General features: G+C 70.8%; 11 protein-coding genes. 6 read left to right on the forward strand and 5 right to left on the reverse strand.

Going from position 1 to position 13276, the window contains the following annotated elements; all coding sequences use genetic code 11:
* The first annotated feature begins 452 nt into the window (after positions 1-452).
* Positions 453-902, forward strand: a complete 450-nt coding sequence (locus ACZ6KY_RS15915) for a PTS sugar transporter subunit IIA (RefSeq protein WP_469310890.1) — start codon at positions 453-455, stop codon at positions 900-902.
* Positions 903-979: 77 nt separating this feature from the next.
* Positions 980-2650: a phosphoenolpyruvate--protein phosphotransferase gene (ptsP, locus tag ACZ6KY_RS15920; RefSeq protein ID WP_469310891.1), complete on the forward strand. Its 1671-nt coding sequence runs from the start codon at positions 980-982 to the stop codon at positions 2648-2650.
* Positions 2651-2732: 82 nt separating this feature from the next.
* Here the strand turns inward: ptsP and ACZ6KY_RS15925 are convergent, their stop codons facing one another.
* The 3 genes from ACZ6KY_RS15925 to ACZ6KY_RS15935 form a co-directional block, all read right to left on the reverse strand.
* Complete coding sequence (locus ACZ6KY_RS15925; RefSeq protein WP_469310892.1) at positions 2733-3626, reverse strand: hypothetical protein; 894 nt, start codon at positions 3624-3626, stop codon at positions 2733-2735.
* A 22-nt stretch (positions 3627-3648) separates the two neighbouring features.
* Positions 3649-4002 carry a hypothetical protein gene (locus tag ACZ6KY_RS15930; RefSeq protein WP_469310893.1) on the reverse strand — a complete coding sequence of 118 codons (354 nt, stop codon included), beginning with the start codon at positions 4000-4002 and terminating at the stop codon, positions 3649-3651.
* Between the two features lie 259 nt (positions 4003-4261).
* Positions 4262-4981, reverse strand: a complete 720-nt coding sequence (locus ACZ6KY_RS15935) for an MFS transporter (RefSeq protein ID WP_469310894.1) — start codon at positions 4979-4981, stop codon at positions 4262-4264.
* On the opposite strand from ACZ6KY_RS15935, the gene ACZ6KY_RS15940 reads away from it, so the two are divergent.
* Positions 4970-6289 (forward strand): aminotransferase class I/II-fold pyridoxal phosphate-dependent enzyme, encoded by a 1320-nt coding sequence (locus tag ACZ6KY_RS15940; RefSeq protein ID WP_469310895.1) that lies wholly within the window; start codon positions 4970-4972, stop codon positions 6287-6289. The genes ACZ6KY_RS15935 and ACZ6KY_RS15940 overlap by 12 nt on opposite strands.
* Here ACZ6KY_RS15940 and ACZ6KY_RS15945 read toward each other — a convergent pair whose 3' ends face one another.
* Positions 6290-8257 carry an acetoacetate--CoA ligase gene (locus ACZ6KY_RS15945; RefSeq protein WP_469310896.1) on the reverse strand — a complete coding sequence of 656 codons (1968 nt, stop codon included), beginning with the start codon at positions 8255-8257 and terminating at the stop codon, positions 6290-6292.
* Positions 8258-8470: 213 nt separating this feature from the next.
* On the opposite strand from ACZ6KY_RS15945, the gene ACZ6KY_RS15950 reads away from it, so the two are divergent.
* Complete coding sequence (locus tag ACZ6KY_RS15950) at positions 8471-10840, forward strand: glycoside hydrolase family 31 protein (RefSeq protein WP_469310897.1); 2370 nt, start codon at positions 8471-8473, stop codon at positions 10838-10840.
* A gap of 3 nt (positions 10841-10843) precedes the next feature.
* On the opposite strand, the gene ACZ6KY_RS15955 is transcribed toward ACZ6KY_RS15950, so the two are convergent.
* Positions 10844-11380: an NUDIX domain-containing protein gene (locus tag ACZ6KY_RS15955; protein WP_469310898.1), complete on the reverse strand. Its 537-nt coding sequence runs from the start codon at positions 11378-11380 to the stop codon at positions 10844-10846.
* Between the two features lie 249 nt (positions 11381-11629).
* Here ACZ6KY_RS15955 and ACZ6KY_RS15960 point away from each other — a divergent pair, with 249 nt between their 5' ends.
* A complete protein-coding gene (locus tag ACZ6KY_RS15960; RefSeq protein WP_469311084.1) occupies positions 11630-12055 on the forward strand; it encodes a Zn-ribbon domain-containing OB-fold protein in 426 nt (141 codons plus the stop codon).
* A gap of 28 nt (positions 12056-12083) precedes the next feature.
* Entirely contained in the window at positions 12084-13274 is a 1191-nt protein-coding gene (locus ACZ6KY_RS15965; protein WP_469310899.1) for a lipid-transfer protein, read from the forward strand.
* Positions 13275-13276 lie beyond the last annotated feature (2 nt).

The raw sequence follows: 13276 nt of genomic DNA on the forward strand, positions 1-13276 counted from the left end.
CTTTGTACTCACCCTCTCGGGCTTTCCTCCGGGCGCTTCCCTTCGGTCTTGCGTTTCCGACTCTATCAGACCGTTTCCGTATCCGATTTCCTCGGTGCTTTCCAGGTTCCCGCTTCCGCGTTTCCCTTTCCGGCGAGTCCGACTCTATCAGTGCTTTTCCGTCTCTCTGACCACCGTCCCGCAGACATGCGAAACAGGACCCCGAGATAGGATCTGACGAGTTGGGTGCTGCCGGGCAACGACGCTTGGTCACGCCGCTCAGCCTCAAGCAGGAGTACGACTGTACATGGGGTGCGGGAGCAGGCGCAAATCGTTTGCCCTGTGCTCTACGGCGCCAACCGGGATCTCTCGCGCGGAACCGGCACTTCATATGACATACCCTGCTCAACAGTGCGCTGTCCGGGACAGACAGTGACGGCCCGTATAGATCTCCACCCCCTCGGAGGCTTCCCATGACCACCGTGACGTCCCCTCTTGCAGGACGCGCCATCGGACTCGCCGCGGTACCGGACCCCGTGTTCTCCGGAGCGATGGTCGGCCCCGGCACGGCGATCGACCCCGTCCGTGAGCCCTCGGAGGTCGTCTCTCCCGTGGACGGGGTGATCGTCTCCCTTCACCCGCACGCGTTCGTCATCGTCGACAGCGAGGGCCACGGCGTGCTCACGCACCTGGGCATCGATACCGTGCAGCTCAATGGCGAGGGTTTCGAGCTTCTCGTCAACAAGGGGGACACCGTGACGCGCGGCCAGGGCGTCGTGCGGTGGAACCCCGCCGCCGTCGAGGAGGCCGGCAAATCCCCGGTGTGCCCGGTCGTGGCCCTCGAGGCCACGGCGGACTCCCTCTCCGACGTCCGTGAGGACGGCGATGTGAAGGCCGGCGACGAACTCTTCGGCTGGCAGTGACTTCAACGCTGCCCTGGACGGCGCGTTCGACAACCATCACGGCGGCGAAACCGGCCGCACTATCGGAGACGGGTGAGATGGAGACAACGCTGCGAGGCGTCGGCGTGAGCCACGGTGTGGCGATCGGCGAAGTTCGGCACATGGGTACGGCGGTCCTTGAGCCGCCTGCCAAGCAGATCCCGGCGGAGGAAGCGGCGCGCGAACAGGGTCGTGCCCGCAAGGCCGTGGAGGCTGTGGCAGCCGACCTGATTGCGCGCGGCAATCTGGCGGGGGGAGAAGCCCAGGCCGTTCTTGAAGCCCAGGCCATGATGGCCCAGGACCCCGAGCTGATGGCCGATGTGGACCGGCGGATCGCCGTCGGCAGCACCGCCGAGCGTGCGGTCTACGACGCGCTGGCCGCGTACCGGGCGCTGCTGGCCGGCGCCGGTGAGTACCTCGCCGGACGCGTGGCGGACCTCGACGACGTGCGGAACCGTATCGTCGCCCGGCTGCTCGGCGTACCCATGCCGGGTGTCCCGGACAGCGACGAGCCCTACGTCCTCATCGCGCGTGACCTCGCGCCCGCCGACACGGCCCTGCTGGACCCGACCCTGGTCCTCGGCTTCGTCACCGAGGAGGGCGGGCCGACCAGCCACAGCGCGATCCTGGCGCGTGCGCTCGGTGTACCGGCCGTCGTGGCGCTCCCCGGCGCCGGTGAGCTCGCCGAAGGCACCGTGATCGCCGTCGACGGCAGCACCGGTGAGATCTTCGTGGAGCCGAGCGCGGAGAAGAAGGCGCAGCTTGAGTCCGCGGCGGCCCAGCGCAAGGCGGCACTGTCCGCCTCGACGGGTCCGGGTGCCACCTCCGACGGACACAAGGTGCCGTTGCTGGCCAACGTCGGCGGTCCGGCGGACGTACCGGCGGCTGTGGAGGCCGGTGCCGAAGGCGTCGGTCTGTTCCGCACCGAGTTCCTCTTCCTCGACGACAGCAAGCAGGCGCCGTCCGAGGAGAAGCAGGTCGAGGCGTACCGCCAGGTGCTCGAGGCCTTCCCCGAGGGCCGTGTCGTGGTGCGGGTGCTCGACGCGGGCGCGGACAAGCCGCTGGACTTCCTGACTCCGGCCGACGAGCCGAATCCCGCGCTCGGCGTGCGGGGTCTGCGTTCGCTGCTCGACCACCCCGATGTGCTGCGTACGCAGCTCACCGCCCTCGCGAAGGCTTCGGACGGCCTGCCGGTCTACCTCGAAGTGATGGCTCCGATGGTCGCGGACCGTACGGACGCCAAGGCGTTCGCGGACGCGTGCCGTGCGGCCGGGTTGCGGGCGAAGTTCGGCGCGATGGTGGAGATCCCGTCGGCCGCGCTGCGGGCGCGGTCGATTCTGCAGGAGGTCGAGTTCCTCTCCTTGGGAACCAACGACCTCGCGCAGTACACGTTCGCCGCGGACCGGCAGGTGGGCGCGGTGTCCCGGCTGCAGGACCCGTGGCAGCCCGCGCTGCTCGACCTGGTCTCGCTGTCCGCCGAGGCGGCGAAGGCCGAGGGCAAGAGCTGTGGTGTCTGCGGTGAGGCCGCGTCGGACCCGCTGCTCGCCTGTGTGCTGACCGGTCTGGGTGTCACCTCCTTGTCGATGGGTGCCGCGTCGATCCCCTATGTGCGGGCCACGCTGGCGAAGTACACGCTGGCCCAGTGCGAGCGCGCGGCCTCGGCCGCGCGTGCCTCGGACACGGCGGAAGAGGCGCGCACCGCGGCGCAGGCGGTGCTGTCCGGCGAGTAACCGGGCGGCGCCGTCCACTGAGCGACAGTGGTTGGCGGTACGGAGGGGCGCTCCATCTGCGGATGGGGCGCCCCTTTCGCGTTCAGTGCGTGTGGCCCGTCCCCTTTCCCTCGTCTCCGAGGTCGGGGGGTACGCAATAGTCGACGCCCGATTCCGGGGAGACCAGGTCGCCGGATTCGATGTCGGTGCAATAGGCGTCGAACACCTCCCCGGCGGTGAGGGGCTCCAGGACGTCGCCGCGCAGACGCCATCCGTAGACACGGTCGGTGGTGTCGGGTGCGGTGGTGCGCATGACGAGTCCGCCGGCGCTGCGGGTGGCGATACCGAGGGCGAGGACGGTGGTGAATTCGAGGGCTTCGGATTCGTCGAGGTGTGTGGCGCCTTCGGTGCGGCCTTCCGCCCGGAGCACGGCGACGAGTGTGTCGGGTGCTGACGTGACGCTGCACACCAGGTGGAGGTCTCCCGGGCCCGCGGTGTCGACGACGCGGGTGAGGAGGTGGGCGGCGCGGATGAAGGAGGTGCGGCCGATGTCCTCGCCGCAGGTCGCACAGGTGCCGATGCGGGCCAGGAGTGTGGTCGCGTACTCCCAGGTGGCACGGCGGACCGCTTCGTCGACGAGGTCCGGGACCAGCTGGTCGAGGGGTTGTCCGTCGTAGGGAACGGTGGGGCCGGTCGCTGCCAGTTGCGCGGTGAAGCGGATGCGGCTGGCGGGGGTGTCGGGTTCCAGGCCGCTTTCGGCGCAGAATTCCGCGTACTCCTCTGGGTCGAAGAGTGCCACCGTGGTGTGGCCGCCCTGAGCGGCGAGGGTCTTGAGCAGGGCTTCGACCTGCTGGAGATAGGTCGTGTGGTCGTCGAAGGCGAACGTGCGGTAGCGCCGCATCGCCCGGAAGTCCTGTTCGTCGGTCAGCAGGCCGATGGTGCCGGCGATTTCGCGGCGCAGGACGCGTCGCATGGTGTGGTGCTTGGTGTGCGCCATGTTTCCCCCAGTACACAGTCGATCAATGCTCACTCACAGTAACCGTTGGTACTGACAATGCGGGGCGGGAGAGTCGGTCACGCACGATGCGACGCTGAAACATGCAGGTCATGGCTATGGTCGCGTCGAAGACGGTCCAGCCGACGGGGCCGGCGGTGATGGCGGTGGTGACGGCGAGTGGTCCGACGCCGCGTTGGGCGGCCTGCGCCAGTCCGTGGACGCCGAGATAGGCACCCTGGGCGTTGCCGGGGGCGAGGGCCACGGAGAGTTCCCAGGAGACGGTGGCGTGGAGTATCTCCGCCACCGTGAACGCGGCGGCCGACGCGGTCAGGAAGAGGGTCACGGCCATAGTTCCGCCCGTCACGGAGAGCGCCATGGTGACGCTTTCGAGGGCGAAGAAGGCGGAGAGCGGGATGAGCAGCGCACGGGGCCGCGGCCGTTGTGGCGCCGAACCGGGCCAGCGGGACCTGGAGGGCCACGACCATCACGTTGTTGAGGACCATCAGCAGCGGTGCGAGGCCGTGGGGAGCCCGGTCGGAGTGGGCGATGGACAGGGGCAGCCCGACCTTGAACACGGCGTCGTCGAGGAAGAGGACGGTCTCGGTGGCGACGTAGGCGAGGTACGTGCGGTCGCGTCAGGGAGTCGCGGGTCGCGTCGCGGGGACGGGGTCCTTCGATGTGGCGATCGTGCGGGTGGCCGAGGGCGGTTCACCGCAGCGGGCGGTCGCGAGGGCGGCGGCCACGAACGAGAAGGCGTCGCCCGCGAGCAGCCATTGGTACGCGGCGGTGGTTCCGATGGTGAGGGCACCGGCCGCAACGAGTCCTCCCAGGGCCCAACCGGCGTTGGCGACGGTGCGGTTGACGGCTTGGTAGCGGACGCGGTCGGGTCCCGAGACGCGGGTGGCGTAGAGCTTGGTGAGGATGTTCGCGGCACGGTCGCCGAAGCTGCCCGCGGCGGAGAACGCCACGAGGAGGGCGTAGTTGTCGGTGGTCGGCAGCGCGAAGGAGGCGAGGGCGCGCAGGAGTTGGAGCGCGATGAGAACGCGGGTGAGCGGCAGGCGGTCCGTGATGCGCCCGCCCAGGGGGGGCGCCGGCGATACCGACGGCTCCGGCCGCGGCCACGAGGGTGCCGATCTGCGTGGCCGAGAGATGGGTGACGTAGGTGAAGTACAGGACGGAGACGGATGCCCACAGGCCGCTGCCGATGCGGTCGACCAGGGCGATCCAGAGCATTCTTCGGCCGTCGGGACCTCCTGGAACGCGTGTCGGCCATGCGGCTGCGCGGCGCACCGGACTCGCTGCCCCCCTTGTGTCAGTTTATGTATTGATACATACTCGAAAACGTGGCAACACAATATTCGATCAGCGGTACGACGGCCAAGGGAATTGCCGCGTCCGTCGAACGCGGCGTCGCTGAAGGCGCTTTGGAGCCGGGCACGGCGCTCCCCCCGGTGCGCGGCTTGGCCGATCTGCTCGGCGTGAGCCCGGGGACGGTCGCGACGGCGTACAAGGAACTGCGGCGGCGCGCGATCGTGGTGACCCGCGGGCGCGGCGGGACCGTGGTGGCTGCCGCACCCGCAGTGGCGTCACGGCGGCCACCGCGGGTGCCGGACGGGCTGCGCGACCTGGCGGGCGGGCATCCGGATCCCCGACTGCTCCCCCGTCTGGTGCCGCCGTCGCAGCTCTCCCCCGGCGCCCGATCGCATCGCGGTACGCCGCGTCTGCCGCGGCTGGAGGAGGCGGTGCGCGACTGGCTGGAGCCCGATGGGGTGCCGGCGGAGCACGTGACGTTCGCTCATGGCGCGCTGGATCTGATCGGGCGGCTGCTGTCGGTGGAGCTGCGTCCGGGGGACGCGGTCGCGATGGAGGATCCCGGCTATCACCATCTGCTGGACCTGGTCACGGCGCTGGGACTGCGCACGGTTCCGGTCGCGGTGGACGACCAGGGCATCCGCCCGGAGCCCTTGCGTGCGGCACTACGGGCGGGGGTGCGCGCGGTGGTGTGCAGTCCGCGGGCGCAGAATCCCTGCGGCGGCAACTTCTCGGTAGAACGGCGGGACGCGCTCGTCGACGTGTTCCAGGAGGAACCCGATGTGCTGGTCGTCGAGAACGATCACGCGTCGTCGGTCGCCGACGCGCCGCTGCGCACCCTGGCCTCGGGCGGTCTCAACCGCTGGATCCATGTGCGCACGGTGAGCAAGTTCCTCGGGACCGATCTGCGGTGGGCGGCCGCGGCATGTGATCCGACGACACTGGCCCGTCACGACGGTCGCCTGCTGCTGACGTCGGGCTGGGTCAGTCATCTGCTGCAGGAGACGGTGCACGGGCTGATGACGGACGAGGGCACGCGCGCGTTGGTGGCGCGCGCCCAGGAGACGTACGCGCTGCGTCGGAACGCGCTGCTCCGTGAGCTGGCCGGCCGTGGCACGGAGGCTCACGGCATGAGCGGGATGAACGTGTGGGTGCCCGTGCGGGACGAGTCGGCCGTCGTGAACGGGCTGCGTTCGTACGGATGGTGGGTCGCGGCGGGCGCGCGCTTCAGGACCTCGGCCGCGCCCGGCGTGCGCATCTCGGTCGCGGAACTCCCGCCCGCCGACGCCGTTCGGCTGGCCTCGGATTTCGCCGCTGTGCTCGGCGAGTCCGAGGCCACCTATGGAGGCTGATCAGCCGCGCTCGCGGGCCAGCTCTTCGTAGAAGCGCAGGAGTTCGACGTTGTCCACGGAGCCGATGTTGACGGCCTTCTCCATGGGTGCGCCCTGGAGGAGGCGTTTGACGGGCACTTCGATGCGCTTGCCGGTCAGGGTGTGGGGCACCCCGGGTACTTCGATGACCTCGTCGGGAACATGGCGCGGGGAGAGCTGTTCACGGATGGTCCCCTTGATGCGGTTCAGGAGAGCCTCGTCCAGGACGGCTCCGGGGGCCAGGTGGACGAACAGCGGCATCCAGTAGCCGCCGTCGGGCTGTTCGACGCCGATGACGAGCGACTCCTTGATCTCGGGGAGTCGCTCGACCGCTTCGTAGATGTCGGCCGAGCCCATGCGCACGCCCTGCCGGTTGAGCGTCGAATCGGAGCGGCCGTGGATGACGACCGAGCCTCGCGAGGTGACGGTGATCCAGTCGCCGTGGCGCCACACACCGGGATACGTGTCGAAGTAGCTGTCGTGGTAGCGGCTGCCGTCCGGGTCGTTCCAGAAGCGGATGGGCATCGACGGCATCGGGTTGGTGACGACCAGTTCGCCGACCTCGTCGGTGAGGGGCTTTCCGCTGGGGTCCCAGGACTGGAGGTCGGTACCGAGGCCGGCGGCCTGGAGTTCTCCGATGTACACCGGGAGCGTCGGTACCGCTCCGGCGAAGCAGGAGCACACATCGGTGCCGCCGCTGACGGAGGCGATCCACAGGTCCTCGCGGACCTCGTCGTGCAGCCAGCGGAATCCGTCGGGCGGCAGGGGCGAGCCGGTGGTGGCGACGCAGCGCACGCGGGACAGGTCGAAGTCGCGCGAGGGGTGGACGCCCGCCTTGCGGCACGCCATGACGTACGCGGCGGACGTCCCGTAGAGGGTCGCTCCCGTGCGTTCGGCGATGCGCCACTGGGCGCCCGTGTCCGGGTACCCGGGGCTGCCGTCGTACAGCACGATCGTGGTGCCCGTGAGCAGGCCGGAGACGAGGAAGTTCCACATCATCCAGCCGGTGGACGTGTACCAGAAGAAGCGGTCCTCGGGGCCCAGGTCGCAGTGGAGGCCGAGCTGCTTGAGATGCTCGACGAGGATGCCGCCCTGGGACTGGACGATGGCCTTGGGGAGGCCGGTCGTCCCGGAGGAGTAGAGCACCCAGAGAGGGTGGTCGAAGGGGACCTGCTCGAAGTCGGGCTCCACGTCGGCCGAGGTCAGGGCCGACCAGTCCAGGGCGCCTTCGGGTGCCTCGCTACCCAGCAGCGGGATGTGCACGACGGCGCGCAGGGTGGGCAGTTCACGGCGCAGTTCGGCGACCGTGTCACGGCGGTCGTGCTCCTTGCCGCCGTAGCGGTAGCCGTCGACGGCGAACAGGACCACGGGTTCGACCTGCTGGAAGCGGTCGAGGACGCTGCGGGCGCCGAAGTCGGGGGCGCAGGACGTCCAGACAGCGCCCACGGCGGCTGTGGCGAGCAGGGCGACCACGGCCTGGGGAATGTTCGGGAGATAGCCGCTGACGCGGTCCCCGGGGCGTACGCCGAGGGCGCGCAGTTCGGCGGCCAGGGAGCCGACCTGGCGGCGCAGGTCGGACCACGTCACGGGGACGGCCTCGTGGGTCTCGTCGACATACAGGAGGGCCGGTTCGTCCGCGCGGGTCTCCGCGGCGCGCAGGGCGTGCTCCGCGTAGTTGAGGGACCCTCCGGGGAACCAGGCGGCGCCGGGCATGGAGCGGTCGCCGAGCACGCGCGCGTAGGGGGTCGAAAACCGTACGTCGAACCACTCGGTGACGGCTTTCCAGAACGTGTCCAGCTCGTCGACCGACCAGCGGTGCAAGGCCGCGTAGCCGCCGTCCGACGGGGCTCCGTGCCGTTCGGCCGCCCAGGCCTGGAACTTCGTGACCTGCGCCCGGGCGATGACCTCGTCGGCGGGCTGCCAGAGCGGTGAGGGGTTCGTGGTGGACATGGGGCGGCTCCCGGACTGTGCGCGTCGTGTGCGTCGGTCGCGCACGAGCGGGGGTGTGCGCGTCACGCGGCTGACACGGACGATGCCATGTGATCGACTTCTGCACCAGGGCACGCCACACATAGTCCGCGACATGAAGATGTGGCGTCGCTACAGGTGAACGGCAGTTGAACGACTCACTCATCCGGCGCCGGTAGTGGCAGGGTGAGCAGCATGGACGGTCGTGACCTGGTGCGTTCGGTGAAAGCGGTCGGCTCGGGGGGTGCCACTCAGGGGTTGCTCACAGTGCGGGCCGCGTGGCGTAGGAGGCGTGCCGACGCCACCGGGTTGCCGCAGCGCGGCGCCGAGCGGGCACGGGTGCCAGGGCCGGTGCTCGGCGTGGAGCCGGGCCCCGGCGGCGGAGTCGTCCGCTTCACGCGCTCGGAACTGCGGATCACGGTCGCGGTGGGCGGAGCGGTGTTCTGGGGCTGGGACGCGGTCGCGCCGGAGCCGTCGTACGCCCTCGCGGGCCGCGGCCCGGAGCCGGACCCACGAGCCGTCCTGGAGCCGGACAAGGACGGTGGCTGGCGGGTCGTGGCCGAGCGGGTCACGGTCGTGGTCTCACGGCACGGCGCGGTCCAGGTGCTTACTCCCGGTGGGGTGATCCTGCGTCGCGATCTGCCGCCCCGCTGGTGGGAGCCCGTCGACGGCGGCTCGGCCCGCTGGATGCAGCGCTCCGAAGTGGCGGCCGACGCCCGCTTCTTCGGTCTGGGCGGGCGGGCGGCGGGGACCCGGCTGCGCGACGGGACGTACCGGCTGTGGAACACGGACCCCGGACAGGCCTTCGGGCCGGGCGACGATCCGCTGTACCTCACGATGCCCGTGCAGATGGTGGTGGCCGACGCGGCCACCCATCTCGTGTTCCACGACACGTCGTGGGACGGCACCATGACCTTGCGCGAGGGCAAGGAGGGCGCCGGCTCCGGGCACGACCGGGCCGGATCGTGCGAGCTGCGCATGGACGGCGGCCCGCTGCGCTGCTGGGTGATGGTGGGGACTCCCGCGCGCGTGCTGCACTCCTGGGCGTCGCTGACCGGCGCCGCCGCGCTGCCGCCCGCATGGGCACTGGGGCACCAGCACGCGCGGTGGGGCTTCGGCAGCGAGCAGGAGGTACGGAGGATCGTCGCGGGCTATCAGGAACGCGGCCTGCCCCTCGACGCCGTACACCTGGACATCGACCACTACGACGGCCACCAGGTTTTCACGGTCGATCGCGACAGGTACCCGAAGCTTCCCGCGCTCGCGGAGGAACTCCGGCGCGACGGAATCCGTCTGGTGTCCATCATCGACCCGGCGGTCAAGGCCGAGCCGGGCAACCCCGTCTACGACAGCGGTCTCACCGAGGACGCCTTCGTGCGGGATGCCTCGGGGCAGCTCGTACGGGGGGTCGTATGGCCCGGAGAGTCGGTCTATCCGGACTTCACGGACGCGCGGGCGCGTGCGTGGTGGGGCAGGCTCTACGAGGAGCGGCTCGCGCAGGGGTTCGCGGGGTTCTGGCACGACATGAACGAGCCGACGTCGTTCACGGCCTTCGGGGAGTCGACGCTGCCGCGTTCTGCCCGGCATTCCCTGGAGGGCCGTGGCGGTGACCACCGCGAGGCGCACAACGTGTACGCGCTGGGCATGGCCCGGGCCGCCTATGAGGGGTTGCGTGAACTCGTGCCCCAGGAGCGGCCGTTCCTCTTCTCGCGCTCCGGTTGGGCGGGACTGCAGCGCTACGGAGGGACCTGGTCCGGCGACGTGGCCACGGGCTGGCCCGGCCTGCGGGCGTCGTTGTCCCTGGTGATGGGGCTGGGGTTGTGCGGGGTGCCGTACTCGGGACCCGACGTGGGCGGCTTCGACGGCAGCCCGTCGCCCGAGCTCTATCTGCGGTGGTTCCAGCTCGGGGCGTACCTCCCGCTGTTCCGTACCCACGCGAGCCTGCGAGCCGGGCGCAGGGAGCCCTGGGAGTTCGGTGACGAGGTGCTGGAGCACGCGCGCGTGGCGCTCGTCGAACGGCGGCGGCTGCTCCCGTACTTCATGACGCTGGCGCATACGGCGCGCCGCACGGGCGCCCCGTACGTCCGGCCGCTGTGGTGGGGCAATCCGGAGGACCGGGCGCTGCGCGACTGCGAGGACGCCTTCCTGCTCGGAGACAGCCTCCTGGTGGCGCCGGTACTGGACCACGGGGCGGTCCGGCGGGCGGTGCAACTGCCGCGGGGGCGCTGGTACGACACGGTCACCGAGGAGGCGTACGAGGGGCCGGCGCAGGTGCTGGTCGACACCCCCTTGTCGCGGATTCCGGTGCTCGCGCGGGCCGGTACCGTCCTGCCCGTACGCGGTGCCGACGGTGGTCTGGAGCTGGAGGCGTGGGCGCCCGCGCCCGGGCGCAGCGGAGGCGGGATCGTGGTGCCGGACGCGGGCGACGGGTGGGAGGAACCGGAGGCCGAGCGTTACGTGACCCGCTGGGAAGGGGACGAGGTGGTGGTGCGACGGGCCGGCGGCGCTGGGGGTCTCAGCGAGCCGTCGTATCCCGTACGGGTGCGGGGGCTGGGGGCACCCTGAGTCTCAGATGTACCGTCCTTCGAACCAGGCACGGGCCGCCAGGGTGTGGAGCGGGAAGGCCAGTTCGGCCGGCCGGCGCAGCAGATGCCAGCCTTCCGTCTCGTCGGTGGCCGCAGACTGCGGCAGTTCGGCGGCGGGGCGTTCCGGGAGGAGTCCGAAGAGCAGCAGATGGCCCGCGGGAGAGCTCATCGCGTCGGCGAGCCGCACTTCCCTGCTGGCCGCGTCGATGCCCGTCTCCTCCTTGAGCTCGCGCACGACGGCGTGCCGCCAGTCCTCCCGGTGGTCGATGAATCCCCCGGGCAGGGCCACTCCCCCGCGCGCGGGGGCGATGGTCCGGGTGATGACGACCAGGGCTGCGCCCCTGTCGTCGTAGACCGGTTGCAGGGCCACCGCTACCGGCAGGGGATTGCGGTAGGCCACCGTGCCGCAGGCGGCGCAGGTACGGGGCCAGCCGGAGATGCCCTCTCCGTAGGGGGCGCCACAGCTCGAGCAGTGCGAATCGGGCGCGAAGTCGGCGGGTGGGTGCGGGGTTTCGGACACGCCGCGGACTGTAGCGGATCACCGAACGGACGTCTTCAGGACGGACCGGATGACGTGGCCGGGACAGGGCGCCGGGGCGGCCGGAACCACCCCCGTGGGCCCCGGCCGCCCCTGCAAGGACTCCGACGCCCGAGGGGCGCCCGTCGGTTCGCCCGGACGCCCTGCCCAATTCTCGTTGCCCGTGGCACACTTCTGACGCCCAGTCAGATTCATTGCCGTGGAGGGATCATGTCGCGAACACGTACACCCGTGGTCGCCGGGTGGTTCACCGGGGAAGGGAACGGATTCCGTCTGCTCGGAACTCGCTGCTCGGCGTGCGCCTCGGTGTTCTTCCCCCGCGAGGACGCCTTCTGCCGAAATCCGGGGTGTGCGGGCGGCGAGCTGGCCGAGGTGCCGTTGTCCTCTCGCGGCCGCGTCTGGTCGTACACCGACAGCCGGTACCGACCTCCGTCACCCTATGTGAGCGATCCGGAACTCTCCTGGAAGCCCTACGCGTTGATCGCTGTGGAGCTGGAATCCGAGCGCCTCGTGGTCCTCGGCCAGGCGGCTCCCGGGATCACCGTCGCCGACCTGGCGGTGGGCATGGAGGTGGAGGTCGTCCCCGGTGTGCTGCACGAGGACTCGGAGACGACGTGGACGACGTGGCACTGGCGGCCGACAGGCGTGACGGCATGAAGGGCACAGGAGAGACGGGGGTGGCGGCGTGACCGGTGATGTGGCGGTGCTCGGCGTGGGGATGCACCCATGGGGCAAGTGGGGGCGCGGTTTCGTCGAGTACGGGGTCGCGGCGGCGCGCGCGGCACTGACCGACGCGGGGATCGACTGGCGGGACGTCGACTCGATCGTGGGCGCGGACACCGTGCGCGGAGGCTATCCAGGGTACGTGGCGGGGGCGACCTTCGCGAAGGCGCTGGGGTGGCAGGGGGCACGGGTCGCGAGCGTGTACGCGGCGTGCGCGTCCGGGGCCCAGGCGCTCAACACAGCGCGTGCGCAGATCCTCTCGGGTCTCGCCGAGGTGGTCCTCGTGGTGGGCGCGGACGCGGCGCCCAAGGGATTCTTCCGCCCCGCCGGCGGGGACCGGCCGGACGATCCGGACTGGCTGCGCTTCCGGGTCCTCGGGGCGACGAATCCGACGTACTTCGGGCTGTACGCGCGGCGCCGGATGGCTCTCTACGGCGACACTACGGAGGACTTCGCCCAGGTCAAGGTGAAGAACGCGGCCCTGGGCGCGCTCAACCCCAACGCCCGCTACCGCAAGAGGGTCACAACCGAGGAGGTCGCCGCATCCGCCGTGGTCGCCGATCCGCTGCGGCTGCTCGACATCTGCGCGACCTCCGACGGCGGCGCGGCCGTGGTGCTGGCCGGTATGGAGTTCGCGCGCCGGCACGGGGCGTTGGAGCCGGTGCGGATCCGCGCGGTGTCGACCGTGACGCCGCGCTATCCCAACACCGTGCTGGATCTGCCGGACATCGCCACGGACTCCGCGGTCGCCGTGGAGCCCGCGGCCGGGACGTTCCGCGCGTCCATCGCCCGCGCGGCGTACGAGGAGGCGGGTATCGGTCCCGAGGATCTCTCGTTCGCCGAGGTGTACGACCTGTCCACCGCCCTGGAGCTGCAGTGGTACGAGGACCTCGGGCTCTGCGGGGAAGGTGAGGCCGCCAAGCTGCTCCGGGAGGGCGCCACGGCGCTGGGCGGACGCATACCGGTGAACGTCAGCGGCGGGCTCGCTTCCTTCGGAGAGGCCGTCCCGGCGCAGGCCATCGCCCAGGTGTGCGAGCTGACGTGGCAGTTGCGCGACGGTGCGGGTGACCGGCAGGTCGCCGGGGCGAACGTCGGGATCACCGCGAACCAGGGGCTGTTCGGACACGGCTCCTCGGTCGTGGCGGTGCGGTAGCC

The organism is Streptomyces sp. NPDC042002 (genome assembly GCF_055588305.1).

Coding starts and splice junctions, on each gene's coding strand:
- ACZ6KY_RS15915 (WP_469310890.1), top strand. CDS start 453: ATGACCACCGTGACGTCCCCTCTTGCAGGACGCGCCATCGGACTCGCC.
- ptsP (WP_469310891.1), top strand. CDS start 980: ATGGAGACAACGCTGCGAGGCGTCGGCGTGAGCCACGGTGTGGCGATC.
- ACZ6KY_RS15950 (WP_469310897.1), top strand. CDS start 8,471: ATGGACGGTCGTGACCTGGTGCGTTCGGTGAAAGCGGTCGGCTCGGGG.
- ACZ6KY_RS15945 (WP_469310896.1), bottom strand. CDS start 8,257: ATGTCCACCACGAACCCCTCACCGCTCTGGCAGCCCGCCGACGAGGTC.
- ACZ6KY_RS15925 (WP_469310892.1), bottom strand. CDS start 3,626: ATGGCGCACACCAAGCACCACACCATGCGACGCGTCCTGCGCCGCGAA.
- ACZ6KY_RS15930 (WP_469310893.1), bottom strand. CDS start 4,002: ATGGCGCTCTCCGTGACGGGCGGAACTATGGCCGTGACCCTCTTCCTG.